The sequence below is a fragment of the Brevibacillus sp. HB1.2 genome, assembly GCF_013332495.1.
GTDB lineage: Bacteria > Bacillota > Bacilli > Brevibacillales > Brevibacillaceae > Brevibacillus > Brevibacillus porteri.
On record NZ_JABMIU010000005.1, the window covers coordinates 398,564 to 425,005 of the forward strand.

Annotated in this window: 24 protein-coding genes and 1 pseudogene; 22 read left to right on the top strand and 3 right to left on the bottom strand. The window is 42.9% G+C overall.

Annotated features, from left to right (window positions below; all coding sequences use genetic code 11):
* The first annotated feature begins 88 nt into the window (after window positions 1-88).
* The 13 genes from HPY28_RS15670 (at window position 89) to rfbD (ending at window position 14,533) form a co-directional block, all read left to right on the top strand.
* A complete protein-coding gene (locus HPY28_RS15670) occupies window positions 89-2,182 on the top strand; it encodes a glycosyltransferase (RefSeq protein WP_174230887.1) in 2,094 nt (697 codons plus the stop codon).
* A 3-nt stretch (window positions 2,183-2,185) separates the two neighbouring features.
* Entirely contained in the window at window positions 2,186-5,395 is a 3,210-nt protein-coding gene (locus tag HPY28_RS15675; protein ID WP_174230888.1) for a glycosyltransferase, read from the top strand.
* A gap of 11 nt (window positions 5,396-5,406) precedes the next feature.
* Window positions 5,407-6,525 carry a DegT/DnrJ/EryC1/StrS family aminotransferase gene (locus HPY28_RS15680; RefSeq protein ID WP_254613128.1) on the top strand — a complete coding sequence of 373 codons (1,119 nt, stop codon included), beginning with the start codon at window positions 5,407-5,409 and terminating at the stop codon, window positions 6,523-6,525.
* A gap of 2 nt (window positions 6,526-6,527) precedes the next feature.
* Entirely contained in the window at window positions 6,528-7,337 is an 810-nt protein-coding gene (locus tag HPY28_RS15685) for a methionyl-tRNA formyltransferase (RefSeq protein WP_174230890.1), read from the top strand.
* A gap of 14 nt (window positions 7,338-7,351) precedes the next feature.
* Window positions 7,352-8,428, top strand: a complete 1,077-nt coding sequence (locus HPY28_RS15690; protein ID WP_174230891.1) for a glycosyltransferase family 2 protein — start codon at window positions 7,352-7,354, stop codon at window positions 8,426-8,428.
* Window positions 8,429-8,525: 97 nt separating this feature from the next.
* The gene (flaG, locus tag HPY28_RS15695; RefSeq protein WP_174230892.1) at window positions 8,526-8,873 is read left to right on the top strand and encodes a flagellar protein FlaG; all 348 of its coding nucleotides are present in this window, start codon (window positions 8,526-8,528) and stop codon (window positions 8,871-8,873) included.
* Between the two features lie 11 nt (window positions 8,874-8,884).
* Window positions 8,885-10,381: a flagellar filament capping protein FliD gene (fliD, locus tag HPY28_RS15700; RefSeq protein ID WP_174230893.1), complete on the top strand. Its 1,497-nt coding sequence runs from the start codon at window positions 8,885-8,887 to the stop codon at window positions 10,379-10,381.
* A 12-nt stretch (window positions 10,382-10,393) separates the two neighbouring features.
* A complete protein-coding gene (gene fliS / locus HPY28_RS15705) occupies window positions 10,394-10,771 on the top strand; it encodes a flagellar export chaperone FliS (protein WP_174230894.1) in 378 nt (125 codons plus the stop codon).
* Between the two features lie 10 nt (window positions 10,772-10,781).
* Window positions 10,782-11,141, top strand: coding sequence for a flagellar protein FliT (gene fliT, locus HPY28_RS15710; protein WP_174230895.1), 360 nt, complete (start codon window positions 10,782-10,784; stop codon window positions 11,139-11,141).
* A gap of 197 nt (window positions 11,142-11,338) precedes the next feature.
* Entirely contained in the window at window positions 11,339-12,079 is a 741-nt protein-coding gene (locus HPY28_RS15715) for a sugar phosphate nucleotidyltransferase (RefSeq protein WP_174230896.1), read from the top strand.
* Between the two features lie 16 nt (window positions 12,080-12,095).
* On the top strand, window positions 12,096-12,641 hold the full coding sequence (rfbC, locus tag HPY28_RS15720) for a dTDP-4-dehydrorhamnose 3,5-epimerase (protein ID WP_174230918.1): 546 nt from the start codon (window positions 12,096-12,098) through the stop codon (window positions 12,639-12,641).
* 14 nt (window positions 12,642-12,655) lie between these two features.
* Entirely contained in the window at window positions 12,656-13,666 is a 1,011-nt protein-coding gene (gene rfbB / locus HPY28_RS15725; RefSeq protein WP_174230897.1) for a dTDP-glucose 4,6-dehydratase, read from the top strand.
* A gap of 12 nt (window positions 13,667-13,678) precedes the next feature.
* Window positions 13,679-14,533: a dTDP-4-dehydrorhamnose reductase gene (rfbD, locus tag HPY28_RS15730; RefSeq protein WP_174230898.1), complete on the top strand. Its 855-nt coding sequence runs from the start codon at window positions 13,679-13,681 to the stop codon at window positions 14,531-14,533.
* A gap of 12 nt (window positions 14,534-14,545) precedes the next feature.
* Here rfbD and HPY28_RS15735 read toward each other — a convergent pair whose 3' ends face one another.
* Window positions 14,546-14,722: a putative motility protein gene (locus HPY28_RS15735; protein ID WP_174230899.1), complete on the bottom strand. Its 177-nt coding sequence runs from the start codon at window positions 14,720-14,722 to the stop codon at window positions 14,546-14,548.
* Window positions 14,723-14,870: 148 nt separating this feature from the next.
* Between HPY28_RS15735 and HPY28_RS15740 the strand changes: the two genes are divergently transcribed.
* From HPY28_RS15740 to HPY28_RS15760, 5 genes and pseudogenes are all read left to right on the top strand, one after another.
* Complete coding sequence (locus tag HPY28_RS15740; RefSeq protein WP_173623365.1) at window positions 14,871-15,680, top strand: motility protein A; 810 nt, start codon at window positions 14,871-14,873, stop codon at window positions 15,678-15,680.
* Window positions 15,673-16,455, top strand: a complete 783-nt coding sequence (locus tag HPY28_RS15745; RefSeq protein WP_173623366.1) for an OmpA/MotB family protein — start codon at window positions 15,673-15,675, stop codon at window positions 16,453-16,455. The genes HPY28_RS15740 and HPY28_RS15745 overlap by 8 nt, the downstream gene beginning before the upstream one ends.
* A gap of 289 nt (window positions 16,456-16,744) precedes the next feature.
* Entirely contained in the window at window positions 16,745-17,539 is a 795-nt protein-coding gene (locus HPY28_RS15750; RefSeq protein WP_174230900.1) for a basic amino acid ABC transporter substrate-binding protein, read from the top strand.
* An 88-nt stretch (window positions 17,540-17,627) separates the two neighbouring features.
* A complete protein-coding gene (locus tag HPY28_RS15755) occupies window positions 17,628-18,302 on the top strand; it encodes an amino acid ABC transporter permease (RefSeq protein ID WP_026043386.1) in 675 nt (224 codons plus the stop codon).
* Window positions 18,298-18,432: pseudogene (locus HPY28_RS15760) on the top strand (cold shock domain-containing protein); the annotation flags it as partial. The gene HPY28_RS15755 and the pseudogene HPY28_RS15760, both read left to right, overlap by 5 nt.
* A gap of 65 nt (window positions 18,433-18,497) precedes the next feature.
* Here the strand turns inward: HPY28_RS15760 and HPY28_RS15765 are convergent.
* Window positions 18,498-19,550 carry an HD-GYP domain-containing protein gene (locus tag HPY28_RS15765; RefSeq protein ID WP_174225161.1) on the bottom strand — a complete coding sequence of 351 codons (1,053 nt, stop codon included), beginning with the start codon at window positions 19,548-19,550 and terminating at the stop codon, window positions 18,498-18,500.
* A 209-nt stretch (window positions 19,551-19,759) separates the two neighbouring features.
* Here HPY28_RS15765 and hpf point away from each other — a divergent pair, with 209 nt between their 5' ends.
* From hpf to prfB, 4 genes are all read left to right on the top strand, one after another.
* Window positions 19,760-20,323 carry a ribosome hibernation-promoting factor, HPF/YfiA family gene (hpf, locus tag HPY28_RS15770; protein ID WP_017252261.1) on the top strand — a complete coding sequence of 188 codons (564 nt, stop codon included), beginning with the start codon at window positions 19,760-19,762 and terminating at the stop codon, window positions 20,321-20,323.
* Between the two features lie 199 nt (window positions 20,324-20,522).
* Complete coding sequence (secA, locus tag HPY28_RS15775; protein ID WP_069850828.1) at window positions 20,523-23,042, top strand: preprotein translocase subunit SecA; 2,520 nt, start codon at window positions 20,523-20,525, stop codon at window positions 23,040-23,042.
* Between the two features lie 247 nt (window positions 23,043-23,289).
* A complete protein-coding gene (locus tag HPY28_RS15780; protein ID WP_017252259.1) occupies window positions 23,290-23,751 on the top strand; it encodes a hypothetical protein in 462 nt (153 codons plus the stop codon).
* A gap of 114 nt (window positions 23,752-23,865) precedes the next feature.
* Window positions 23,866-24,979 (top strand): peptide chain release factor 2 gene (prfB, locus tag HPY28_RS15785; RefSeq protein ID WP_106835133.1). Its coding sequence is split into 2 segments (ribosomal slippage): window positions 23,866-23,946 and window positions 23,948-24,979, totalling 1,113 coding nucleotides; the frame shifts between segments, so codons are not numbered across the junction.
* On the opposite strand, the gene HPY28_RS15790 is transcribed toward prfB, so the two are convergent.
* Window positions 24,969-26,405, bottom strand: a complete 1,437-nt coding sequence (locus HPY28_RS15790; protein WP_174225158.1) for a PAS domain-containing sensor histidine kinase — start codon at window positions 26,403-26,405, stop codon at window positions 24,969-24,971. The genes prfB and HPY28_RS15790 overlap by 11 nt on opposite strands.
* Window positions 26,406-26,442 lie beyond the last annotated feature (37 nt).

Sequence of the window (26,442 nt, forward strand, 5' to 3'; positions counted from 1 at the left end):
TTGTCATCCAAGACTTTTCTCCAGGGAAGATAGAGACCGTGGTCTCTCTTTTTTTTCTAAATATCGCATGGACGGATTAGGTGATCGAATGAAAACCAGCATCGTTATTCTTACACACAATCATTTAGAGGTAACCAAACTTTGTATAGAAAGCATACGTCAGTATACGAATCCGCAAAGTTATGAACTGATTGTAGTTGATAATGCCTCAACAGATGGAACGACTCAGTGGTTGTCAGAGCAGCAGGATATCCGTAGTATTTTCAACACCCAAAATATGGGGTTCCCAGCAGGGTGTAATCAGGGAATGAAAATAGCAATCGGTGACAACATTATGCTCTTGAATAATGATGTCGTAGTAACAAAGGGATGGCTAGAGAACTTGCTGACATCCTTGTACAGTCAGGATAATATCGGTGCTGTTGGGCCAATTACAAATAGATGTGCTTACTATCAGACTATCCCGGTAAGCTATCAAACCCTTGAAGAGATGCAGCCTTTTGCTGCAAAACATAATGCAAGTAATTCGGACCTTTGGGAAGAACGTTTAAAATTAATCGGGTATGCTTTTCTCTTTAAAAGAGCTGTCTATGAAAAGGTTGGCGAACTGGACGAGATTTTCAGCCCAGGCAATTTTGAAGATGACGATTATTCGCTTCGAATCAGACAAGCTGGCTATAAACTGATTTTGTGCAAAGACACATTTATTCATCATTTTGGTTCGGTTTCTTTTAATGAGAAACCGAAGGAGTATCAGACTTTGCTAAAAAGAAATGAAGAGAAGTTTGTAGAGAAATGGGGATTTGATTCCCAAAAAACGATGCTAATTCGCTATGAAATCCTTCCATTTATCAATCATGACAAAGAAGACTCATTTTCTTTGCTGGAGATTGGATCTGGATGCGGTGGCACGCTGTTGCAAACAAAAAATAGTTTTCCTAAATCAAAAGTTTATGGATTTGATTCTCAAATACCGGCTGCAAGACAAGCTTTTTCTTTTGCTGACATCAGGACTGGTGATTGGGAAAGTTTTGATTACCAGTATACAGGAGAGTTGTTTGACTACATCGTTATCAACAATGTGCTTGAAAAAGTAGCGAATCCTATTGCGTTCATAGAAAAAGCAAAATCATTGCTGCACCCAAGCGGCTCTATGATCATGATCAACAAAAATTTGAACCATATTCATGTCATAGAAGGATTGGCAAAAGGTGTTTCTCCATTTGCGTACGATGAGAAGCGGTACTTCACATTGAATGAGCTCACGGAAATGCTCGGGATTGCGGGCTTTTCACAAGTAGATTACAGTTCACACCCGATATGGTTGAATAAGTCTACAGTTGAGTTTATGGAAAGCATCATCCCCTATGCGAACGAGCAAATGAAAAATTATTATCGTACTTATGAATTTGTACTGAAAGCCACGGCTGATCAAGCATTTCCGTCTATTTCTATTTCTATAGAAGAATTGCACCGTGGAGAGAATGTAGATCTTCATTTGCAAGCCTTGCGCGATGCGGGGTGTGATCGGGTAATTGAGAAGGTCATGACGGATGCCAAAGACAGAATAGCGACGTTAAACCTGCTAGCCGTGAAAAACTTTGAACTTGGTTATTTCGAAAATGTTATTCCCTATTTACAAAAGGCTTATGAATTGGACGAACGCAATCTAGATACTCTATACAATCTATCTGCTGTTATGGAAATCAGTGGAGAAACAGAGTTGGCAGCATGGTACGCAGAGCAGATTAGCAAGGTTTCCAGTGAAGATATGGAGAAGTCACCTGAACCATACGATCGGAAGGAACTTAAATTTTTGTTGCGCCGAATCGAGTTCGGTGTTCAAACTGATGAAGCCGTTTCAGAGCTATTGAACGGACTCAACCAAGCGTTTGTCACGGTAGAGGAGATTATTAATGTAGTGGCAGATGACGTGGTGAATAAAGTTGAGGTACTTAATCTTATCGCAGTGCTTTGTTATGAGAGCCACTTACATGAAGAGGTTATTCCTCTACTTCAAGCTGCTTATGATATAACTCGCTTGGATCATCACACACTGTATAATTTGGCTTTTGTTATGAATGCATACGGTGAAAAGCAACTAGCACTATCATTCGCACAGCAGATTGAGCAGCCAGATGAGACTGTGCTCGAGCTAATGGCTGCAATCAAAGGAGCATAACAGATGAATGACAAGAAAATCTGCTTTATCTATTGTGTAAAGGACCAGCGATTGTTTGAGGAATCAGTTAAGTTTTTACACGCTTTAGAGATTCCAGAAGGTTATGAGATAGAGGTTTTACCTGTACTGGATGCTCCCAGTATGGCTGCTGGATACAATTATGCGATGAAAACCAGTGATGCGAAGTACAAGGTGTATCTTCATGAAGATGTATCTATCATTAATAAAAAGTTTGTGGAAGACATCCTAGGAGTTTTTCGTAATGACCCTGAAGTAGGAATGCTGGGGCTGATGGGAGCAAAGGAGTTATCTCATAACGGTATCTGGTGGGAAAGCAAGGAGCTATTTGGGGAGGTATACGATAGTCATACCGGAAAAATGCAGCTATTGTCTTTTCAGGAAGTAGAGGAAGCATATCAAAGAGTTGAAGTCATCGATGGGCTTTTGATGGCTACACAATATGATATTCCCTGGAAGGACGAAATCTTTGACGGCTGGGATTTTTATGATATGTCTCAGAGTATCGAGTTTTTGCGGAACGGATTAAAAGTGGTCATTCCCAGACAAGAAACCCCATGGGTCCTGCATGATTGCGGTAGCGTAGAGACAGAGCATTATTTCTACTATAAAAGCTTGTTTATTCACCATTATGAATGGAAGAAAGCAGATAACAAGAACCTTCCACTCGTAAGTATTTTAATACCTACTTACAATCGTCCTCAATTATTTGAGTTGGCTTTAAGAAGTGCGTTAGGCCAAACCTATCCTAATATAGAAGTGATTATTGGCGATGACAGTACCAATGACGAGACTGAACGGTTGATTGAAAAGTACGTTAGTCAGTTTAAAAATATTCACTACGTGAAAAACGAGCAGAATCTAGGGCAGTTCCAAAATGATCTTATGCTCTTTGATCTGGCAAACGGTGAATATGTAAATTATCTGATGGATGATGATCTATTTCATCATGAAAAGATTGAAAAGATGATGAAGTATTATATTGAGGATACGGATAAAGGGATTACAATTGTGACTTCACATCGTATAATGATTGACGATTATGGCAATCGTTATCCCGAAGAAAGTATATCTAAAAGATTGTTTGAAGAAGATACCGTAATAGATGGAATTAAGTTTGGGGAATTCGTTTTACAATATAACGCAAATTTCATTGGTGAACCAACTTCTGTATTGTTTCGTAAATCTGATCTTACTGTTCCCTTTGGAACATTTTGTGAAAGAGAATATGGCTGCAATGTAGATATGGCTACATGGCTTAACTTGTTGGCAAAGGGGAAGGCTGTCTATATTTCTGAGACATTAAGCTATTTCCGAATTCATAGTGGTCAACAGCAGCAATCAAATAAAATGCTTGTCGCTGGAAGTGCAGATTACATGCACGAAATATTATATGCTCCTCAATATGGATTTTTCAAAGATGCGAGTGAATACTTATCAGCATTGAAGGGAGCAAAGAAATACGCTGACTCTATTTTGGAAAAAGTGGATCATTCAAAAGAAATCCAATATATGAATGAAGTTAATCGATTATATAGTATTCTGATACAAACACTTAGTTCTTATGAGCAGTTTGAGCAAACTACTGAATCTGACCTTCCATTGGTAAGTATTTTGATACCAGCATATAACCGACCTTATTACTTGGAATTGGCGTTGCAGAGTGCTCTAAATCAAACTTACAAAAACGTGGAAATTGTAATTTGTGATGATAGTACAAATGATGAAGTGAAAGGTATGGTAGAAAGATACTTAAGGTTCCATAGCAATATTCGATATTATAAGAACGAGGTTAACTTAAATCAAAAGAACTGGCAAAAGTGCTTGGAGTATGCTAAAGGCGACTATATAAATTATTTAATGGATGATGATTTATTTCATATTGAAAAAGTTGAAAAAATGGTTGGCTATTTTAATGAAAATGAAGATATATCGTTGGTGACTTCTTATCGTCAATTAATTGATGGAGAAGGAAATCTGCTCCCCGATATTAATGCAACAAGAAAGTTATTCTCGTCAGATACAATAATTGACGGAAAAGACCTCGGAAATTATGTCTTAATGAATTGCAACAATGTAATAGGTGAACCAACGACGGTAATGTTTAGAAGGAAAGATATAGAAGAAGAGTTTGGTATATATAAAGGAAAAGAGTACTATGGCATCAATGATTTGGCTACATGGATTCACTTGTTGACTAAAGGAAAAGTAGTTTATATATCTCAAGCATTAAGCTATTTTAGACAACATAGTGGACAAAATCAAAAGAAGCCAGAGGTTCAATTTCCAGCAATTGAGCAGTGGTTACAACTGATAATCGATTCAAGAATGGACGGTTATTTAAATCGAGACAAAGATTTTGAAAAAGCCCTTACTTGTCATTTGAATCTTTCGTTGTATATTATCCAGACGTTTGGTATTGCAGGACATCAAACATTTGGAGCTGAGGAAGCAATTCATAAGACGATATCTAGTTTGTTTCAGATTAAGGATTCATATATGTGTAACTTTTGTGGACAAAGTTTCAGGTCTTTTCTGCCATGGCCAGATAAATACGATTTCCCAGGTTATGAATATGAGATGTGGAACAAAGAAACAGCAGTTTGTCCCTCATGTTATTCAATCGATCGAGAAAGATTGTTTAAATTATATATAGAACAGCATACTGATTTGTTATTGAAGAAAAATAAAGTACTGCATATCGCTCCGGAACTAAAGCTTAGAAAATGGTTAAGTAGTTTCGAAATGGAATATATTTGTGGAGATTTATTTCCACAAGATGAAGGAATACAGAGGGTTGATATCACGAACATTAATTATCGTGATAACCACTTTGATGCAGTTATTTGTAGTCATGTTTTAGAACATGTTCCAGATGATAGGAAAGCGATGGAAGAATTATACCGAGTATTGAAGCCTGGTGGATGGGGGATTTTACAAGTTCCTATCATTAAAAATATATCTGAGACTTTTGAAGATCCGAGTATTACAACACCTGAAGATCGATTAAGAGTCTTTGGACAAGAGGATCATGTCCGACTTTATGCAAAATCAGATTATATTGATCGATTAAAGTCCGTTGGATTTAGTGTTGAAGAATATGAGTGTAAGAGACTATTTAATGAAGATGAGATCAATAAATATGGTTTTTCTACTAGTGATATTTTATACGTCGTGAATAAATTTAATGATTAAGGATGAGTATATTGCCAAACTTTATTCCTTTTTTAAGACCTAATCTAGTGAATGTAGAAAAATATATAAACCTGTTGCAAGAAATTGATCAAACAAACATTTATAGTAACTACGGCCCAATTAATACTAAGTTTGAGCAAGTAATTCTAAGTGATTATTTTCATAATCGTGGGTCTGTCACAACTGTTAATAATGCTACTTCTGGGCTGATACTAGCTATTTCTGAAAGCAAAAGAAAGAATGCAAGATATGCAATAATGCCTAGTTTCACTTTTGCAGCAACTCCTTTAGCAGCCATTTGGTCTGGACTAACCCCTTATTTTTTGGAGGTTAGTCCCGGTTCATGGTCATTAGATGAAAAATTGGTTGAAAATGCACTGCAAGAATTAGGTGACGAAGTAGCGGTGGTGGTACCATATGCAACATTTGGTTCCGCAATTGACCTCACTTACTATAATTCATTACAAGAGCGAGGAATTCCGGTAGTAGTTGATGCTGCTGCGAGTTTTGGTACAAACCATATAAATGGACAATTTGGTATCGACTTTTCTGGGAGTATTGTTTTTAGTTTTCATGCCACAAAAGCTTTCCCTGTAGGAGAAGGGGGGCTCGTGTACAGTTCGAATACAGAACTAGTTAGGAAAATTCGAATGGCTGGTAACTTTGGTTTCGACGAAAATCGTTCGAGTATTTCTCTCGGTTTGAATTCTAAGATGACAGAGTATACAGCCGCTATAGGAATAGCTACTCTAGAACATTTTTCAGAGAAAGTAAAAATACGTCAGGAAATTTATAAATGGTATAAGCAATTAGCTGAAGGAAAACTACTAAGTAAAGGATGGGGATTACAAGAAACACAAGGTTCAATAGCTCATCAATTTATGCCTATGCTATGTCCCAAAGAACTTAGAAATAATGATATTGTTCAATATCTACTAGAAAAAGGTATACAAGCTAGGACATATTTTTCTCCTGCATGCCACCAACAAGAGCTGTTTATTTCTTGCCCAAAAGGGGACTTGTCATTCTCTGAGGACATTGCGTCAAGAATTATAAGTTTACCTCTTTGGGAGGGGATGAAATATTCAGATGTGGAGTATATTATTGAATCTCTAAATAAGGTGGAATAGAAGTGCGTACCTTAAAAATCGTTTTAATGGGAAGAAAAAGTTGGGCTGCAAAAGCACTTAAATATATAGTAGAACAGGGACATGAAGTACTGGCTGTTGTTTGTCCATCTAGTGAAAATGAGTTAGATCATAAATTGGGAACATTGGAAGACTCAGCTCAGTACTATCAAATACCTTGTTATAGACCTGACCAGTTTTATTTTGAAGTTGAGAAAAATAAATCATACTATCAGCAAACTGACCTTATCATCTCATATTTGTTTTGGGAAAAAATAAAGGAGCCATTGCTTTCATTAGCAAAAATAGGATGTATTAATTTTCACCCTGGTCCTTTGCCTGATCTAAGGGGATTTGGAGTATATGCTTTTGCTATTTTAAAAGGACTAAAAGAATACGGTGTTTCAGCCCATTATGTAAATGAGGAAATCGATACAGGTGATATTATTTCCATCAAAAAATTCCCAATAGAGATAGAAGAAACGGCATTTTCCCTTGAGAAAAAGAGTCAAAAGGTAATGTTTGAACTATTTAAAGAAACGATTGGGATGTTTTGTTCTGAAAAAAGTATAACTAGACATAAACAGGAAATTAATTCGGGAGAGTATTTTAGCAGAAAAGTGTTCGAATCCTTAAAAAGGATCCAATCCAGTGATGATCTAGAAACAATAAATAAAAAGATTAGAGCCTTTTGGTATCCTCCATACCAAGGAGCTTATATTGAAATTGAAGGTAAAAAAATGACACTTGTAAATGAAGAAGTTATAAGAGAAGTTGCAGAAATTCTTCATAACAACAAAATTGATCATAACTAAGGAGCAGATTCGAAATGCTATCCTCTTCATTAGTCATGATAGTCAAAAATGAAGAATCTAAAATTGAAAGATGCATCCTAAGCGCTAAGGAAGTCGTAGACGAAATCATCCTCGTAGACACGGGTTCCACCGACAACACTAAGCAAATCGCCATCGAATGTGGTGCAAAAGTCTACGACTTCACTTGGACAGGCAGCTTCGCTGACGCACGCAATTACTCCCTTCAGCAAGCAACAGGAGATTGGATTCTTGTATTGGATGCAGATGAGTACCTAGCGCCGGGTTCTGCAGATGCAATCAAAGAATTCATCTCAGGACCTCCAGCTATCGGACGTGTCAACAGACTAAGCGATTACTTGGATAACGGAGAAATTCGCTATGAGAGTGCACCAATATCCAGATTATTTCCAAAGGGTGTCTATTACACGGGTAGTATCCACGAGCAAGTTGTTTCCGATTTGCCTCATAGAATGACTTCGGTAACCGTTTATCACGATGGTTACTTTGAAACAGATAAGACGGGCAGGAATATCCCGTTGCTGGAAAAAGAACTCCAGAAAGACGGGGAAAATCCATACCTGCTCATGCAATTGGCAAGAGAACATAAAAACAAACAGGATTATGTACAAGCAGACAATTTCTTCTCTCAAGCTTATTTATATGCAACCAAGCAGGAAGGTTATTATCCCAAACTGGTTGTGGAATATATCTATAACTTGATGAAAATTGGCAAGCTAGATACTGGCTATACAGTAATTGAAACGGAAGAGAATCAGGACCAATTGTCTAATTTCCCGGATTTTCACTTTGCGCAAGGAATGTTTTATATGGATTACGTTCTCAGCAATACTGCTGCTCACATTGACAAGTTACCTAGGATTGAAGCCTCGTTCCACACATGCTTGGAACTGGGAGATAGAAAAGAGTTGGGTGGAATTATTGGCGCAGGTACCTTTCTAGCAGCATACAATCTTGGGGTTTACTACGAGGTAATTGGCGATCACAAGAAAGCAGCTGAATGCTATGGCATTTCGGCTGAATACGATTACCAAAAGGCAAAAGAGCGTTTGAGCTTACTGATAAACGGGTAAAGCCTTATAATGGAATTTTTTTTGCAAGATCGTAAATGAATCTATCTTTTTTTCCGATATCTCTAGTAAGATAACTTTCTTACTGGGGGTAGGAAAAATGGATATCGGAGTAACCTCTTCACTGGGCAGAACATCTGCTAAAACGGACGGAGGGCAAGCTCAAGCAGAGGCTTCCGTAAAGTCGATGCGACAGTCAGAAGTCGCGGGGGAAAAAGCAGTTTCCAAGGAAGAGCTAAGCAAAGAGATTGACGGAATAAACAAATGGCTCCAGACGACAAACACCCATGTTAAGTTTACGTTGCATGAGAAATTGAATGAGTATTATGTACAGGTCATCAACGATCAAACACAAGAAGTCATCCGCGAAATTCCTTCCAAGAAAATGATGGATATGGTCGCTAAAATCCATGAGATGGTCGGCTTATTAGTGGATGAAAAAAGATAGGGGTTGAGATTATGGCAGGGATACGTTTTAGTGGAATGGCTTCAGGGTTAGACACTGAAAAAATGGTCAAGGAATTGATGAATGCCCGCAAGGCACCAATGAACCGCCTGATTCGCGAAAAGCAGGTCACAGAATGGAAGCGCGATGCGTACCGCGAAATGAACAGCTTGCTCATGGATCTGCGTACCTCGGTAGATTCACTTCGTTTTTCAGCCAACTTTAATAAAAAGAAAGCTGTGTCTGAAAATGATGGAGCTGTTACAGCCAATGTAGTAGGTAGCCCGACACAAGCATCCTATGCGGTGAAAGTCGTGGGATTGGCAGAGGCTGAAATGCCTGCTTCGATGGCTATCGAGCTTGATGCGAGTATTAAAGATACGAAGACAGCCATTGGCGGAGGAACTTTAAATCTGACGATTAATGGCAAGGCAGTAACTGTCAATGGAACAGAGACGCTAGACCAAGTCATTGCTAATATCAAAAAAGAAACAGGAATGGATGCTACCTTTTCTGGAGGAAAACTGTGGATTACCTCTACTCCAGGAATGACGTTGGATAGTTCTGGTGGAAAAGCTTTTTCTGTAACAGCAACCGGAGATACGAGCACGGTAAAAGCTCCAGCTGCTGCAACCTCTTCGGATAGAACCGGAAAAGCTGCAGAAGTGATTATCAATGGTGTTACATATACATCGAAAACCAACAAAATCACTGTTGACGGTGTAGAATTTACCCTAAAGCAAGCAGGAACTGCAATCAGTGTTAACAATCAAGTCGATGAAGACAGTTTGTTCAACACGATCAAGGATTTTGTCACTAAGTACAATGATACCATTGCAAAAATTAATGCAAAAATTTCTGAGAAAAAGAACAAGGGTTATGAACCTTTGCTAGATGAAGAAAAAGATGGGCTACCAGAAAAGACCGCCGAAAAGATGGAAGCGATGGCCAAGAGCGGAATGCTTCTCCGTGATTCCATTTTAAAAACCGGTTTGGATAACATGCGTAGAGGGATGAGTACACCACTATCTGGAACTGGAGTAAATGCAGCGTTTGATACACTTTCTGAGATCGGAATTGGTGGACCACCTAATGGAAAATATGCATACCAGGAGAATGGAAAGCTCTATATAGATGAAAACAAACTACGTACGGCGATCCGAAACAACGGAGCAGAGGTAACAAAACTGTTTACCAGCTTCAGTAATGATCCTGCAGATGACGCTGGCACGAAGTATCAAAAGAGCGGGATTGCTGAGCGTCTATACAGTGATTTGACTAAAGTGATCGATAGGGTAACGAAAGAAGCCGGAAGTTCTTCCTCTATTTCTGATGACAGTTTCCTTGGAAAGAAAATGAAGGACGAAGAAGAAGAAATCAGACAATGGAAAGATCGCTTGTTACAGATTGAAAATCGCTATTACAAGCAATTTACTGCAATGGAGAAGATGATGTCCAAAGCACAGTCCCAAGGCAGTTGGTTTGCCCAAATGTTGGGTAAATCTCAATAAGGAGAGATGTAGATGTTACAAAATGCGGCACAGACATACCAGACGAATCAGGTAACGACCGCTACTCCTTCTGAGTTGACATTGATGTTGTACAATGGAGCAATAAAATTTTTAAAACAAGCAAAATCATCATTGGAAGAACGTAACTATGCAAAAGCCCACGAATTTTGCTTGAAAGTCCAAAATATCTTGTATGAATTGATGTCTTCACTGAAAAAAGAGTATCCTATTTCTTATGAGTTTGACAAAATGTACGATTACATGTTGCGCAGAACAGTGGAAGCAAACATGAGAAAAGACGTGGAGATTTTGAGCGAAGTCGAGAATCTATTCACTCAGTTCCGTGATACCTGGAAAGAAGCCATGGTATTGGTGAAAAACCAGGGATGAGGGATATGTAATGGAGCAAAGAATGGATGAACTGTTGGGGAATTTGTACGAGAAGACGCAATCCCTTGCTCTATTGGTAGAGAAAAAAGATTCAGATGTTGATCAATGGATGAACTACCTTGACGAACGAGAGGAGCTTATGCAAGATATCCAAGCACTCGTACAAGAAGGGTTCAATTTTACCGCGGATCAAAAGGAGCAACTTCTTCAAATGAGTGAGATTAACTCGAGAATATTGCCACAGATGGATATTCGCAAACAGGAATTGGCACAGAAGATTGGAAATATCCAGCAGAATAAAGCTGTCCGACAGTTTTATAACAGTGAAGGACCTTCTGGATACGGAGCCTTTTTTGATCAAAAGAAATAGGAAATGATTATACATCTCTTGGAAACGCTGTTGAAATCACTTTCACGGCACTTCTTTCCAAGAGGTGTTTTTTTCTGAACACCAACAAATACAAGTGTAGTATTGTCGAAATTTAGACGATATAACTGGTAGGTAAACATTAATCGTAAGCAAAATACATTTTGATAGAAGTCTTAACCATAAGGGGAGATTGTAAGATGAAAGGCATTATTCTAGCAGGTGGAACAGGAACACGTCTTTTTCCTCTAACCAAAGTAACAAATAAGCACTTACTGCCAGTTGGTAAATACCCGATGATTTACCATGCCATCTATAAATTAAAACAAGCGGGAATCACCGACATTCTCATTGTTACGGGTAGAGAGCATATGGGGGACGTCGTAAATTTGTTAGGCAGCGGTTACGAGTTTGAGGTTTCGTTTACATACAAAGTACAGGATCAGGCTGGGGGAATCGCTCAGGCTCTGGGTCTGGCAAAGGATTTCGTAGGGGATGACCTGATGACGGTTATTCTTGGAGACAACGTGTTCCAAGATGATATTTCTCCGTTTGTTCAAAACTATATCCAACAAGGTGGCGGAGCGAAGATTTTGCTGCAACAAGTTCCAGACCCAAAAAGATACGGTGTAGCTGAATTGTATGGTAACCAGATCGTATCTATTGAAGAGAAGCCGCAAGAGCCAAAGAGTGAGTATGCGGTCACAGGTATTTATATGTTCGACTCTAGCGTATTTGATATTATTCAAACATTAAAACCGTCAGGACGTGGAGAGCTGGAGATTACAGATGTGAACAACGAATATATCGTCAGAAAACAATTGACCTATGATATTCTAAATGGATGGTGGACGGATGCAGGAACCCACCCTTCTTTGCAAAAAGCGAATCAACTAGCATATGAGCTAGATTTTGGGAAGTGCTTTGGTATTTTGAAATAAACGTTGGAGGATAATGATGAAAATTCATACTACAATGTTTGACGAAGTTTTCATTTTGGAGCCACAAGTTTTTAGTGATCACCGAGGCTACTTTATGGAGAGTTTTCATGCTGGTAAATTGGCCGAGGTTGGGATAAGGCATTCATTTGTTCAGGATAATCAATCTCTTTCTACCACAGCAGGTACAATCAGGGGACTGCACTATCAATTGTCACCTAAAGCACAAGCCAAGTTGGTTCGTGTTTTATCAGGAGCGATTTTAGATGTAGTGGTAGATATTCGGAAAAAATCACCTACCTATGGCAAGTCCATACAAGTGTTGCTTAGTGAAGAGAACAAGCAGCAATTATATGTTCCGGAAGGCTTTGCGCATGGCTTTTGCACGTTAAGTGATAACACGGTCGTTTTTTATAAGGTAAATGAATATTATTCACCGGAACACGATCGAGGAATTCTTTGGAATGATCCTGATTTAGGAATTGAGTGGCCTGTAGAGACTCCTATTCTTTCAGAAAAAGACACCAAACATCCTCGCTTACATCAAGCAGAAAATAACTTTTAGTAAGGAGTTATTGTATGAAAATACTGGTTACGGGCGGAGCTGGATTTATCGGAAGCAATTTTTTGCATTATATGCTTGCAAAATATCCAGAATATGAGTTCATCAATCTAGACAATCTTACGTATGCCGGGAACCTCGAGAATTTGCGAGACGTGGAAAGCTACTCGAACTATCAGTTTGTTCATGGTGATATTACTGATCGAAATCTTGTGAATCAACTCGTTTCACAAGGAATGGATACCATCGTGAATTTTGCTGCTGAATCCCATGTGGATCGCAGTATTACACAACCCGATTTATTTGTGAAAACCAATGTGTTAGGGACACAAACTCTCTTGGATGCTGCAAAACAGTATCAGGTTCAAAAATACGTGCAGATTTCGACAGATGAGGTATATGGTTCACTTGGACCAACAGGATTGTTTACGGAAGAGACACCGCTTGCTCCGAATAGTCCGTACTCGGCAAGTAAGGCTGCAGCCGATTTGTTGGTACGCGCCTACCATGAGACTTATGGATTGGCGGTCAATATTACGCGTTGCTCCAATAACTATGGTCCGTACCACTTCCCAGAAAAGTTGATACCGCTCATGGTCATACATGCTTTACGCGACAAAGAATTGCCTGTGTATGGGGATGGATTGAATGTACGGGATTGGCTGCATGTTAAGGATCATTGCGCAGCGATTGATCTCGTTATCCATCGCGGACGTTCTGGAGAAGTCTATAATGTTGGTGGTAACAATGAATGGACGAATATTGATATCGTCAAAACAATCCTGAAACAATTGGGGAAAAGTGAGGATTTAATCCAGTTCGTAAAAGATCGACCAGGGCATGATCGCCGATACGCAATCGACGCAACGAAACTGCGATCTCAATTAGGATGGGAACCAATTTATACGTTTGAAAGCGGAATTGTCGAGACAATTGAGTGGTATGTATCGAATCAAAAGTGGTGGGAACGGATCCTGAATGGCCAGTATCGAGATTACTATCAGCAACAATATAATAAACTCTTGTAAGAGGTTTTGCTCATGAAGGTACTTATTACAGGTGGAAAAGGACAGTTGGGTGTAGATGTTACGTCGATATTCCAACAAAAGGGCCATGAGGTCTGGTCATATGGAAAAGACGAGATGGATATAACATCGATTCAACAATTGAAACAAATAGTAGGTACGATTAGACCAGATCTTATCGTCCATACGGCTGCTTATACAAAAGTGGACCAGGCCGAGGCGGATCGCGAGACAGCATTTCGAATTAATGCTTTAGGGACTCGGAATGTGGCAGTCATGGCTGACCAAGTAGATGCAAAATTGATTTATATCAGTACAGACTATGTATTTGATGGCAGGCAAAACCATCCATATGACGAGTTTTCACCCGTTAACCCTCAGACGGTTTACGGAAAGAGTAAATTGGCTGGAGAAGAGTTTGTTCAGCAATTGTGCAAACGATATTTTATTGTACGTACCTCATGGGTGTATGGACAAGCAGGTGCCAATTTTGTAAAAACGATGCTACAGCTTGCCTCCAAACATTCCGAACTAACTGTTGTGCATGATCAATTTGGCTGTCCGACATATACCGTTGATTTGGCTGCTTTTTTGACGGAACTTGCGGAAACGGAGCTGTATGGAGTTTATCACGCTTCGAATCGTGATAAATGCTCATGGTACGAATTCGCAACAGCGATATTTGAAGAGACTGGAAGAGAAGATGTACGAATTACTCCTGTAACTACAGAGCAATTTAAGAGACCGGCACCGCGACCAGCATACTCTGTTTTTGATCACATGGCGATCAGGTTGAATGGATTTGAGCCCCTTCGTCCCTGGCGCGAGGCACTTCGTGAATTTATGAAGGAATGGAATAAAAAAGGGTAGAGGCGATTGCCTCTACACCTTAACATCTAGCACATTCCCCAACGAAGGATGCGGTGCCTGCGCTGCCTGAATGTTCTGCTGTGTCTTTGCAAAACCCTCCAGCATCGTAGCTGCCTGAGCTTGTGCAGACTCTTGCACTTGCTTCGTTAAACTGATGTTGACCGCTTGTTGAAGTTGAATCGGACTCATGATGTTCACCTCTCAATCGGTTGCTTCTATTTACTATATCGGCATTGTCTCTAACTTCTATTACGACAACAATACATATACTGCCCCTTTTCCTCTGTTTGCTATAATAGGGAAATTTAAACGGAACTACCAGGAAGGTGAATCACTTTTGTCCACAAAACGCCGCTCACTCGTCTTAATCGGAGCCGTCCTCCTCATCTTCATACACGCGGTCTACCTAAACGGAACCTTATCGGACCTCCTCAACGTAACCGCCATTGAGCTAGTCGCGCTCTCCGTAGTCATGTCCTATGCAGTGAAACGCAAGCATCTCGACTTGAAAAAAATCTGGCATCTCCTCATCCACGGCCGACAAAGCAACGTCGAAGAAACGATCAAGCGCTTCTACTACTACGCGCTCGTCCAGAAGGAGCAGGGCTATATCGCGCTCGAAAAGGAGCTCCAGCAAGAAACCGATATCTTTGTCCAACGCGGCAGTCTGCTGGCGATCGAGGGTGTTCCCGAAGAAGAGCTACGCCTGATCCTGGAGAATGAGCTCAAGGGAGAGCAGTATCGCTACCAACAGTCAGCAGGGTTCTTCCGCCTCATTAGCTTGTTGGCGCCGGGGATGGGTCTGGTCGGTACGCTTCTGGGGATGACGGGTGTACTGAAGTCGCTCGAAGACATGGCCTTGACCGGACACAGTCTGAGTGCAGCGGTCGTAGCGACGCTGTATGGCGCGCTCTTGGCGAATCTATTCGCGTTGCCATGCTACTACCGTCTGATGGATCTGTACGACCGGGAAATGTTTGAAAAGCGTCTTTTTATCGAAGGATGTATTGGTCTCCAGCGCATGGAGACACCACGCTTGTTGTTTGAAAAGCTGAACTCATTCTTGCCAGGTGACCAAAAGCTGGTGCTGATTAAAGAAGCAGGCAGCATGAAGGGCACGATTGAAAGGCAGGACCGCTATGCATGACGAACGGTTATACGACGAAAAAGAGCTAGAGAAAAGCTGGCTGCTTAGCTACAGTGACCTGATTACGCTGTTGTTCGTGATCGTGATTATTATCGCGGCGACGCAGACGAAGAGCATTCAGACACAAAAAGAAGAGGTCCAAAAGGAAAAAGCGAGCTTGGAGCAGGTGCATGAGAGTCTCGACCTGCTCAACCTGCAAAAGCTGGAGCTGCAGCGAGAGGTCTACAAATTGGAGGCTCGCCAGAAGGAGCTCAAAGGCGAAAAAGAAGAAGGCTCCGAAGACACCGTAAACGTGCCAAAGCCGCCAATGGGCATGTCTGACTCGAGTGAGCGCGATATGGAGACGGTGCGCAACCAGCTATCCTCTGCTTTGGCTGAGCTGAATCTTGACTACGAGGAGACCGAAGAAGGCCTGCGTATCCGTTTGCCGGAAACGATCTTGTTTACGAGTGGTTCGGCAGAGCTACGGGCCCAAGGAAAGCAAGTCGTCGGGACAGTAGCAGGGGTGTTGAAGCGTTTCGAGCACAAGGTGCGAATCGAGGGCTATACAGATGATGTACCGATATCGCGCAGTTCCTACCAATCCAACTGGGAGCTATCCTCGGCGCGCGCGATCTCTGTCATGCGTGAAATGGTGGATGCTCACTCCTTACCAGCGTCTCGCTTTACAGTGGCAGGCTTGGGTGAATACAAACCGCTTGTGGACAACTCCAACGCGGAGAACCGTGCGAAGAATCGCCGGGTAGAGGTCGTGATTTTGGCAGAAAAAGAATAATTCATTATTTTCAGATAAAAGCAGGATTTTTATATGCAGGATAGAACTATATCCCGTATATATGAATCCTGTTTTTTTGCTGCTATACCTACTTATTCTCCCCGTTCGTTCCCCTTACTTTCGTACTAAAGTGGCAGAATATACAGGAAAATAGTTATACCCAGCTTGTGCACAAGGTCATGTGGATAATGTGGATAACTCTGTGGAGAACGCAAAAAAACCGTGATTTCCATGTGGACATTGCTGGGGACAAAATGGGCAGATAGAGAGACACAAGGGGGATTTCGAAATGCGTATCGGGACAAATTGGTTCAAATCGCTCGTGTTGGTTGTCGGTGTGGGGGTACTCCTCGCAGGCTGTGGATCGGGTGGTCAGCAAACGTCTGGCAGTGGCGGAGCGAGTGGTGGCAAGGTGTACGTAGTCGGTACAGATGCGGCATATCCACCGTTCCAAATGCTTGAGGCTGACAAGATTAGTGGGCATGACATCGATGTGATGAACGCGATCGCGGAAGCTGGCGGATTCAAGATTGAGTGGAAAAACACCGGGTGGGACCCGCTTTTTGATGGACTGGACAAAGGGACGGTTGATATTGGCATCTCTTCCATCACGATCACGGAGAAGCGCAAGGAGAAATACGATTTTTCGGACTCATACTTTGAAGCAAACCAACTCATTCTGGTAGCGGAAGATTCTCCAGTGACGAAACTGGCAGATTTGAAAGGCAAGAAGATCGGGGTACAAGCTGCAACTACGGGTGAAGAAGTGGTCAAAAAAGCGTTTGGAGATACGTACGAAGGCTTGAAAGGCTATGACGACATGCCATCCTCCGTCGATGACTTCTTTAATGGTCGAGTAGATGCAGTGATTGGCGACAATGGCGTTTTGTCCTACTACGTGAATAAAGTTAAAGATAAGAAGTTTAAGCTGATTAAAGATGATTCCTTTGAAAAGGAATTTTACGGAATTATCGTGAAAAAGGGCAATACCGATGCGATGAACAAAATCAACGACGGATTGAAAAAGATAAAAGAAAATGGAAAGCTGCAGGAAATTTACACCCAGTACTTTGGCAATAAGTAGGCAGCAAAATGGCCGGGTGCGTCCCTACGACGTAGCCGGCGTTTGTTCGCAACAGGGCTTGCTGACATGAAGAAGGGAGGATTAGCCATTGGACTGGAGTGTCATCTACGACTATCGTGAACTGTTTATCCGCGGCATTATTAATACAATTTTACTGACCGCAGTGGCTACGGTTTGTGGAACGTTTTTGGGGTTGTTTATCAGCTTGGGGAAAATGTCCTCCAAGCGAATGATACGGTGGACCTGTTCAATTTACGTAGAGCTGTTTCGGGGAACCCCGATGCTGGTCCAAATTTTGCTGATTCATTTTGCGGTGATTCCGTCGATTTGGGGTATTCTGTATCCGGGAGCGAGCAGTCCGGAAGCGATTTATTCAGGCTTCGTGGCGCTTTCGCTCAATGCGGCTGCCTATATGGCGGAAATCTTTCGGGCTGGCATCCAATCCATTGATCCGGGGCAAATGGAAGCGGCACGATCACTTGGCATGAACAAGGGCCTTGCCATGCGCCAAATTATACTTCCACAAGCGTTTACACGAATGCTGCCCGCAATCGGAAATGAGTTTATTGCTCTTTTGAAAGATTCATCCCTTCTGGCAGTAATCGCGACACCGGAATTAAACTACGCAGCCATGAACGTGGCGAAAAGTACATTTGAGCGCTACCCCCCGTATTTAACAGAGGCGGCGGTTTACCTGGTCCTTACGTTGTTCTTGTCCCGTGTCGTCGTGAGAGGACTAGAGAAAAAATATTCTACACGGTGATGACGTATTCGTCCATTTTTCGGCGATTCAGTCGGATGGGTTTCGTTCGTTAGATGAGGGACAGGCCGTAGAATTCGACATGGTGGAAGGGGACCGCGGTCCACAAGCGGCGAACGTCGTGAAGGTATAAACGAAACAATAGCAAAATCCCCCTGGTTCCTTGATAGGACAGGGGGATTCGTTTTTTCCACGTGTTTAACTGATCATTCTTTGAATGCGTAGGGAACGCTGCAGTCTCAGGTCTATAAAATCATTACCTCTTCGAACGAGAGGGCGCATAGGCTCATCAGTATGAATCATAATGATTTCGACGTGGTCGCCATTGCTCAAAAGCGCATGGGAACCAATGTAAAGTAAGATAATGTAATGGATAAAACGAGACACAATCATCGGATTTAATTGGCCTGAACAAGCTAACTCCCACAGAACATTCGCTGCTTCAAAGGGAGAGGTTCCCTTCCGATACACGCGATCTGTGCATATGGCATCAAATACGTCTGCGACACTGATGATTTGGCATTCAAAAGGGATGCCATCTTTTTTTCGTCCGAGGGGATATCCACTTCCATCCCAACGTTCGTGGTGCATCAGAGCGCATTGTGCCAGCAAGTTGTCGGCATCGTCCATGGTGCGCAGGAGCTCGTAGCCATAAACGGTATGCTTTTTCATAATCGTATACTCTTCGTCTGTCAAACGCTCTGGCTTGGACAGCAGCTCATCGGGAATTTTCATCTTGCCGATGTCATGAAGAAGACCTGCCAGGCCCAAAAAATGAACATCACGTTGCGGCAATCCTATGATTTTTCCGATTAAAGCTGCCACGATACCTACATGCAGGGAGTGGCGATACGTATAACTTTCTGTTCCTTCATTCAAATAAATGAAGCGCAGAAATCTCATGTGATGAAGAACTTGATCGAGCATAGGATGAACAGCGTCGCTAAATTGTTGCAGTCGGGGGGTATCCCCATTTGCGAGCTGGTTAAATAAATACTCGGTTTTTTGTGCGGCCACCATATAGGCCTTTGCAGCCTCTGCCTCACTCCAATGAAGGAGAGGAAAAGGCATTTCGGGTGCTTCCGAGTCAGTAGTAACGTGTACGGCTTCCACCTGGTGAGCCTCTAGCAGTCGTATATCAGTTAGATGAAGGGTTGCACCAGCGGGTAATAAAAGCAGGCCGTACTCATTGTAGACGTCTTGAGCGAGCGTTGTTCCGATAAGTGAATGGGAAGGTTTTACCTCGGCCATGAGGATTCCTCCAGTGCGATGTACGACCGCGATATAGGATGGGATGACTACCTCAACTATTATAGCATAGGGAATCTAGTAAGTATTGGTAAAAAAATGTCGGATATTGATGGTTTGTAAAAGATTTGCAAAGATTTTTTTAAGCTGAGTAGAAGGATTATTTACAGAGGCGGCGAATAAGTATGTATAGACGGAAGGAGGTTGGAACCATGAAATTTAACATTCGTGGAGAAAACATTCAAGTCACCGCTGCCCTTAGAGAATATGTCGAAAAGAAAGTCGGCCGTCTGGAAAAATATTTTGAAACTCCACAGCCTACAGAAGTACAAGTCACCATGCATGTACATCGCGGAGAAGGCACGATCGAGGTAACTATTCCACTGAGTGGGGTCATTATCCGAGCGGAGGAAACGCACGAAGATATGTATGCTGCTATCGATCTGGTAGTAGAAAAGCTGGAACGTCAGATTCGCAAACACAAAACGAAGCTGATGCGGAAGCTTCGAGTTGATTCGACAGGAAGAATCGCACAGCGTGAGAGTCAACCAGTAGCAGTCATGATCCCGGATGTGGATGAGGATGATATGGATATAGACATCGATATCGTTCGAACCAAACGCTTCGATCTGAAGCCGATGGATGCACAGGAAGCGGTCATGCAGATGGATATGCTGGGACACAGCTTCTTCGTTTTCCAAAACAGTGACACCAATGACGTCAGTGTGGTGTATCGCCGCAATGATGGGCGTTACGGATTGATTGAACCAAAATAACGAAACTTTACACATTCTCATTCGTATAAGACTAGGGAGTTGCTATTAGCAACTCCCTTTACTTGTGTAGAGGATGCTCTATTTGATAAAATATCTTTTTAGAAAGTATTATTTTCGTAGAATCGGTATCCTTTTTTATTATCTGGACTCATGCCGGCTTGTGCATTTTCGTTTGGCAGTATATGGAAGGGGTGTCCTTATGTTAGGACTCGTTAAAAAGATATTCGGTGACAGCAATGAACGTGAAGTAAAGAAAATGTTTAAGCGCGTAGAAAGTATCAACGCGCTGGAACCAACGATTAAGGCACTCTCGGATGACCAATTGCGTGAGAAGACAGCTGAGTTTAAGGCGCGATTGGCAAATGGAGAAGAACTGGACAAAATTTTGAATGAAGCGTTTGCCGTTGTACGTGAAGCATCGATCCGTGTACTGGGCATGCGTCACTTCGACGTCCAGATGATTGGTGGTATGGTGCTTCAGGAAGGCCGTATCTCCGAGATGAAGACGGGTGAAGGTAAAACGCTGGTTGCGACACTGGCGACATACCTGAATGCCTTGATGGACAAAGGAGTCCACGTCGTTACCGTGAACGAATACTTGGCTGAGCGTGACTCGACTATCATGGGTAGGCTGTATAACTTCCTTGGACTGACAGTCGGTTTGAACAAGAATGGACTGAGCCCTGAAGAAAAACGCGAAGCATACGCGTGTGACATTACGTATGGTACGAATAACGAGTTTGGCTTCGATTACCTGCGTGACAATATGGTTCTGTACAAGGAACAAATGGTGCAACGTCCACTCTTCTTCGCTATCATCGACGAGGTGGACAGCATTTTGATTGACGAAGCACGTACGCCGTTGATCATCTCCGGTTCTGCTAACAAATCGACAGAGCTGTACTACATCTGCTCGCATTTTGTGAAACGCTTGGAAGAAGAAAAAGATTTCACAATCGATGAGAAGCTGAAAATCGTCAACCTCTCAGATGAAGGCGTGAGCAAAGTCGAACAGGCATTCAACATCGACAACCTGTACGATACGGCACATATCACGTTGAACCACCACATTACGGCGGCGTTGAAGGCACAAGTGCTGTTCAAGCGCGATGTTGATTACGTAGTGCAGGAAGGCGAAGTTGTGATCGTTGACGAGTTCACCGGCCGTCTGATGGTTGGACGCCGTTACAGCGATGGCTTGCATCAAGCGATTGAAGCCAAAGAAGGTCTGCGTGTTCAAAGCGAGAGCATGACACTGGCGACCATTACCTTGCAAAACTACTTCCGTATGTACCAGAAGCTGGCTGGTATGACAGGTACAGCGAAGACGGAAGAAGAGGAGTTCAAAAAGATTTATGGTCTCGACGTCGTGGTGATTCCAACGAACAAGCCTGTGCAGCGTATCGATTCACCAGACCTTGTTTTCAAAACAGAGGCAGCCAAATATCGTGCGGTTGTAAACGACATTGTCGAGCGTCACAAAAAGGGCCAACCGATCCTGGTAGGTACCATCTCCATCGAAAACTCGGAGCGCTTGTCCCAAATGCTGAAGCAAAAAGGCGTACCGCATAACGTACTGAACGCGAAGCAGCATGAGCGCGAGGCGGAAATCGTTGCGCGTGCAGGTGTGTATGGAGCGGTTACCATTGCGACAAACATGGCGGGTCGCGGTACGGACATTCAGCTGGGCGAAGGTGTTGCGGAGCAGGGCGGTCTTCATATTATCGGTACAGAACGTCACGAGAGCCGTCGGATTGACAATCAGCTGCGTGGTCGTGCTGGTCGTCAGGGGGACCCGGGTTCATCCCAGTTCTTCCTCTCGATGCAAGATGAGCTGATGCGTCGTTTCGGTGCGGACAATATCATGAATATGATGGATCGTCTAGGTATGGAAGAGGATATGCCGATCGAGAGCCGCCTGGTTACTCGTGCGGTGGAATCTGCGCAGAAGCGTGTAGAGGGATCGAACTTCGATGCACGTAAAGGCGTTCTCCAGTACGACGACGTGATGAATCAACAGCGTCTGGTTGTCTACAAACAGCGTAAAGACATCCTGGAGCAGGAAGACCTCAGCGATGTTGCTTTGAATATGATCTACGCAGTAATGGAGCGTGCAGTGTCTCTGCATTGTCCAAAAGAAGAGGTACCAGAGGATTGGGATCTGCAAGCATTGGCCGATGCTGCCAATAATGGGTTCCTCCATGAAGAAACGATTACAGCTAAAATGCTGAAAGGCATGGAAGCAGAAGAAATTCTCGAGCTGTTGAAAGCAGAAGTCGATAAGCAGTACAAACAGCGTGAAGAAGAAATCGGCGAATCGATTCGCGAGTTTGAGAAAGTCGTTATTCTGCGTGCTGTCGACAGCAAGTGGATGGATCACATCGATGCGATGGATCAGCTGCGTCAAGGTATTCACCTGCGCGCCTACGCACAAAACGACCCGCTTCGTGAGTACCAGTTCGAAGGATACGAAATGTATCAAGGTATGCTGGCTGCTGTTCAGGAAGAAGTCGCTATGTATATCATGAAGGCCGAAGTCAGTCAAAACCTGGAGCGTCAGGATGTCATTCGCGGTCAAGGAATCGACCCGGACAACTTGCAAACTTCCGGACCATCTGATCGTCCAGATCCGGAGACCTCCGGTGATGCTGATCCGAAAAACCGTGCACAGCGTCGCGCTCAGGAGCAAGAACGCAAACGCCAAAATAAGAAACACTAAGGAATATGACAAAACATTCTTCTCGTATCGGCAAATTTGGTGCGAGGGGAATGTTTTTTTCTTGCCCATTCCTAATGCCTTGACAGTATTCGTCCTCATCTATTCTTCCTCGTCTGATATTAACGATCTATTTGTCTAACACTGGTAAATGTGATCGAACGATTCAAGTGGTAATTATCTGAAAAATAAATAGAATCGTAAGTACAACACTTTTACCAAAAATTCACGAAGACGGGGGAATGAACAAATGAGAACGTCAGTGAACGTGATGGGGATACAAACGAAGAATATTATGGAGCGCATTTCTGTTACTTTAAAAGCAGTGCTAAAGACAGGAAAAGAAAATAAAAAAGTACAGCTGATTGAAAAGGAAGAGGGGATCGAATTACCGAGAGTCATCTCTGCGCAAGACCCGGTCTTTGAGGACAAGCGACTGATAGAGGAAATTCCGGAGCCGAATTGGAATGAGGCCTTGATCGCACCACCGAATGGAATGGTGGATCGAACGCGTGAAAGTCCGCTAGCCAAAAAATATCGAAAAACACACAACTGGAAGAGACAAGCCTTCATCAAGCAAGCTTATCAGCTGAAAGCAAGCGAAGCTCGGCGTACGCATCTCCATCTGGTTGCAGTACCACAGACGGAAAATAAACAACCACATGAAATCCGAGACCTGAGATCCTCGCCATCACCACCGGTGGCAACGTGACAAAGGGTAGCGGCGAAGTCCCTTTTCTAAACGTGACATGCTGCCGTATTTGCGCATCTGGCAAATTACGTTACAATAAAACATAGCTTACGTAAAGAGAAGGTGATTCGCAACATGGCATTAATCGATATTGCGGACATCAAACAAGAGATGTCTAGCATGGCTAAGCGATTAGCGGATATCAGGGGGTCTCTTTGACCTCCCAGTAAAACAGGAACGAATCGGTGAACTGGAAGAGCGCATGCTGGCACCCGATTTTTGGGATGACAATGATGCAGCGCAGAAGACAATCAGTGAACTGAATGCCATCAAAAGCCTCGTAGAGACGATGGCCAAGCTGGATTCCCAGTACGAGGATCTCCAGGTAATGCTGGAGCTCGTCATCGAAGAAGGGGATGCGTCCCTCATTCAAGATCTGTATGACAGTACGCAGGAGCTGCGGAAGTCATTTGAGAGCTTTGAGCTTGAATTGCTTTTGAGTGATGAATACGACAAGAACAACGCCATTCTGGAGCTGCATCCGGGAGCGGGTGGGACAGAGTCCCAGGATTGGGCGTCCATGCTTCTGCGCATGTATACACGTTGGGGGGATGCCAAGGGCTTCAAGGTGGAAACATTGGACTATTTGCCTGGTGATGAAGCCGGTGTAAAAAGTGTTACTCTCCTCATTAAGGGTTATAATGCGTATGGCTACCTCAAATCAGAAAAAGGGGTTCATCGTCTTGTGCGGATATCTCCGTTTGATGCGTCTGGACGTCGTCACACATCGTTTGTGTCTTGCAACGTCCTGCCGGAGATCGAAGACGATAATGCGGTAGACATACGTACAGAAGACCTGAAAATCGATACGTATCGTTCCAGCGGTGCAGGTGGTCAGCATATCAACACGACTGACTCCGCTGTACGGATTACTCACTTGCCTTCTGGAATTGTGGTGACGTGTCAAACAGAACGCTCCCAGATTAAAAACCGGGAGCGTGCGATGAAGATGCTGACGGCACGACTGTTCGAGAAAAAACGGGAAGAACAAGAGAAAACGTTGGCCGCGATTCAAGGTGAACAAAAAGATATTGCATGGGGCAGCCAAATTCGTTCCTATGTCTTCCACCCATACAGTCTGGTAAAAGACCACCGGACGAATATGGAGACAGGAAACGTTCAAGCAGTCATGGATGGTGAGATTGATTCGTTTATCGATGCTTATCTACGCGCGCAGATTAATCGTTAAACGAAACAGAAGGCTTCAAGGCTTTTGGTATGGAAATCGATACGGTGGTTCCTTTGCCGACATCACTGACGATGTTGATTGTACCGCCGTGATCGCGAATAATTTTTGAGCTTACCATTAACCCTAGGCCGGTTCCTGCTTCTTTTGTACTATAAAAAAGCTCTCCTAATCGGGGAAGTAGCTCGGCAGGGATACCTTGTCCTTGATCGCTGATTCGGATGACAACATCGGAAGAGCGCTCTACAACCTTGATTGTGAGATTTCCACCTAACGGCATGGCTTCCATGCCGTTTTTTATGATATTTATGAAGACTTGCTTGATTTGATATTCCTCACACAAAATGAGGGAAGTCACTTGCGGAAAATCAGTAAGAATAGATACATTTTTAAGAAGTGCTTGTGGTTCCAAAAGCTTAATGACAGACGAAAGCAATGGCAAAAGGCCGTTGGGAGCAAATCGCAAGGCTTGGGGCTTCGCCATTATCAAAAGCTCACTGGTAATCGAAGTGATCCGGTCGATTTCGGATCGCATAATTTGCAAGTATTGCTGATTGGCGAACTCGTCCCCTTCCATGAGTTGAATAAACCCTTTCAAGGCCGTAAGTGGATTGCGAATTTCATGGGCAATTCCCGCGGCAAGCTCACCTAGAACTGATAGCTTGTCAGAGTAACGAAGCAATTCCTCTGATTGTCGACGTTCTGTAATATCACGTGCCACAAAAACCGTGCTGAGAATATGACCGTTCGAACAAATGTCAGGTGTTCCTTTCACATCGAACAGCAACATTCTTCCGTTAGGGTGCAGGTAATGGTACTCGGCATCGAGTGTAATCTTCTGCTTCATCATTTGAGCAAAATCGCTTTTGGCGTTGGTTACTTGCTTAGGATGAATCAAGATCGAAAAATGCTGATTGATCACTTGACCAATCGTGAGACCAGTAACCGCTTGAACAGAAGGGGAAGCGTAGGTAATAATTCCATCCACATTTACAATAAAAATCAAATCCATAATGTTTTCGGATATTAACCGAAAGTTCTCTTGCATCTGGTGAAGAGCCTCTTCCACTTTCTTTTGCTGCGTGATGTTTTTGGCAATGGAATAGCGACTAATGATTTCGCCGTTTTGAAAAATGGGAAAGCTGGAAGCGATAATATCCACAACCTGCCCGTTTTTATGGAGCAACTGATAATGCTTATTTTTTCGGATTCTTGCAGAGAGGATTTGTTGTTGTTCCTTACTGTCGAGACCTTCTGTAGAAGCGAGAATTTCCCAAATTTGCATGCGCAGCAATTCTTGAGAGGTGTATCCTACCAATGCTTCACCAGCAGCGTTTACTCCTGTGAATCTTCCCTGCATGTCGAACATGAAAACAGCGTCAGGATTGTTGTGGAAGAGAGATGTATATAACTGTATCTGCGTGCCCATACCTATCCGCCTCTCTGTTGCTACTTGCTACCTTTGA

Excerpts from the sequence above, each read along its gene's own strand:
- HPY28_RS15670 (WP_174230887.1), top strand. The coding sequence starts at position 89 with ATGAAAACCAGCATCGTTATTCTTACACACAATCATTTAGAGGTAACC.
- HPY28_RS15675 (WP_174230888.1), top strand. The coding sequence starts at position 2,186 with ATGAATGACAAGAAAATCTGCTTTATCTATTGTGTAAAGGACCAGCGA.
- HPY28_RS15690 (WP_174230891.1), top strand. The coding sequence starts at position 7,352 with ATGCTATCCTCTTCATTAGTCATGATAGTCAAAAATGAAGAATCTAAA.
- flaG (WP_174230892.1), top strand. The coding sequence starts at position 8,526 with ATGGATATCGGAGTAACCTCTTCACTGGGCAGAACATCTGCTAAAACG.
- fliD (WP_174230893.1), top strand. The coding sequence starts at position 8,885 with ATGGCAGGGATACGTTTTAGTGGAATGGCTTCAGGGTTAGACACTGAA.
- fliS (WP_174230894.1), top strand. The coding sequence starts at position 10,394 with ATGTTACAAAATGCGGCACAGACATACCAGACGAATCAGGTAACGACC.
- fliT (WP_174230895.1), top strand. The coding sequence starts at position 10,782 with ATGGAGCAAAGAATGGATGAACTGTTGGGGAATTTGTACGAGAAGACG.
- HPY28_RS15715 (WP_174230896.1), top strand. The coding sequence starts at position 11,339 with ATGAAAGGCATTATTCTAGCAGGTGGAACAGGAACACGTCTTTTTCCT.
- rfbC (WP_174230918.1), top strand. The coding sequence starts at position 12,096 with ATGAAAATTCATACTACAATGTTTGACGAAGTTTTCATTTTGGAGCCA.
- rfbB (WP_174230897.1), top strand. The coding sequence starts at position 12,656 with ATGAAAATACTGGTTACGGGCGGAGCTGGATTTATCGGAAGCAATTTT.
- rfbD (WP_174230898.1), top strand. The coding sequence starts at position 13,679 with ATGAAGGTACTTATTACAGGTGGAAAAGGACAGTTGGGTGTAGATGTT.
- HPY28_RS15735 (WP_174230899.1), bottom strand. The coding sequence starts at position 14,722 with ATGAGTCCGATTCAACTTCAACAAGCGGTCAACATCAGTTTAACGAAG.
- HPY28_RS15745 (WP_173623366.1), top strand. The coding sequence starts at position 15,673 with ATGCATGACGAACGGTTATACGACGAAAAAGAGCTAGAGAAAAGCTGG.
- HPY28_RS15750 (WP_174230900.1), top strand. The coding sequence starts at position 16,745 with ATGCGTATCGGGACAAATTGGTTCAAATCGCTCGTGTTGGTTGTCGGT.
- HPY28_RS15765 (WP_174225161.1), bottom strand. The coding sequence starts at position 19,550 with ATGGCCGAGGTAAAACCTTCCCATTCACTTATCGGAACAACGCTCGCT.
- hpf (WP_017252261.1), top strand. The coding sequence starts at position 19,760 with ATGAAATTTAACATTCGTGGAGAAAACATTCAAGTCACCGCTGCCCTT.
- secA (WP_069850828.1), top strand. The coding sequence starts at position 20,523 with ATGTTAGGACTCGTTAAAAAGATATTCGGTGACAGCAATGAACGTGAA.
- HPY28_RS15780 (WP_017252259.1), top strand. The coding sequence starts at position 23,290 with ATGAGAACGTCAGTGAACGTGATGGGGATACAAACGAAGAATATTATG.
- HPY28_RS15790 (WP_174225158.1), bottom strand. The coding sequence starts at position 26,405 with ATGGGCACGCAGATACAGTTATATACATCTCTCTTCCACAACAATCCT.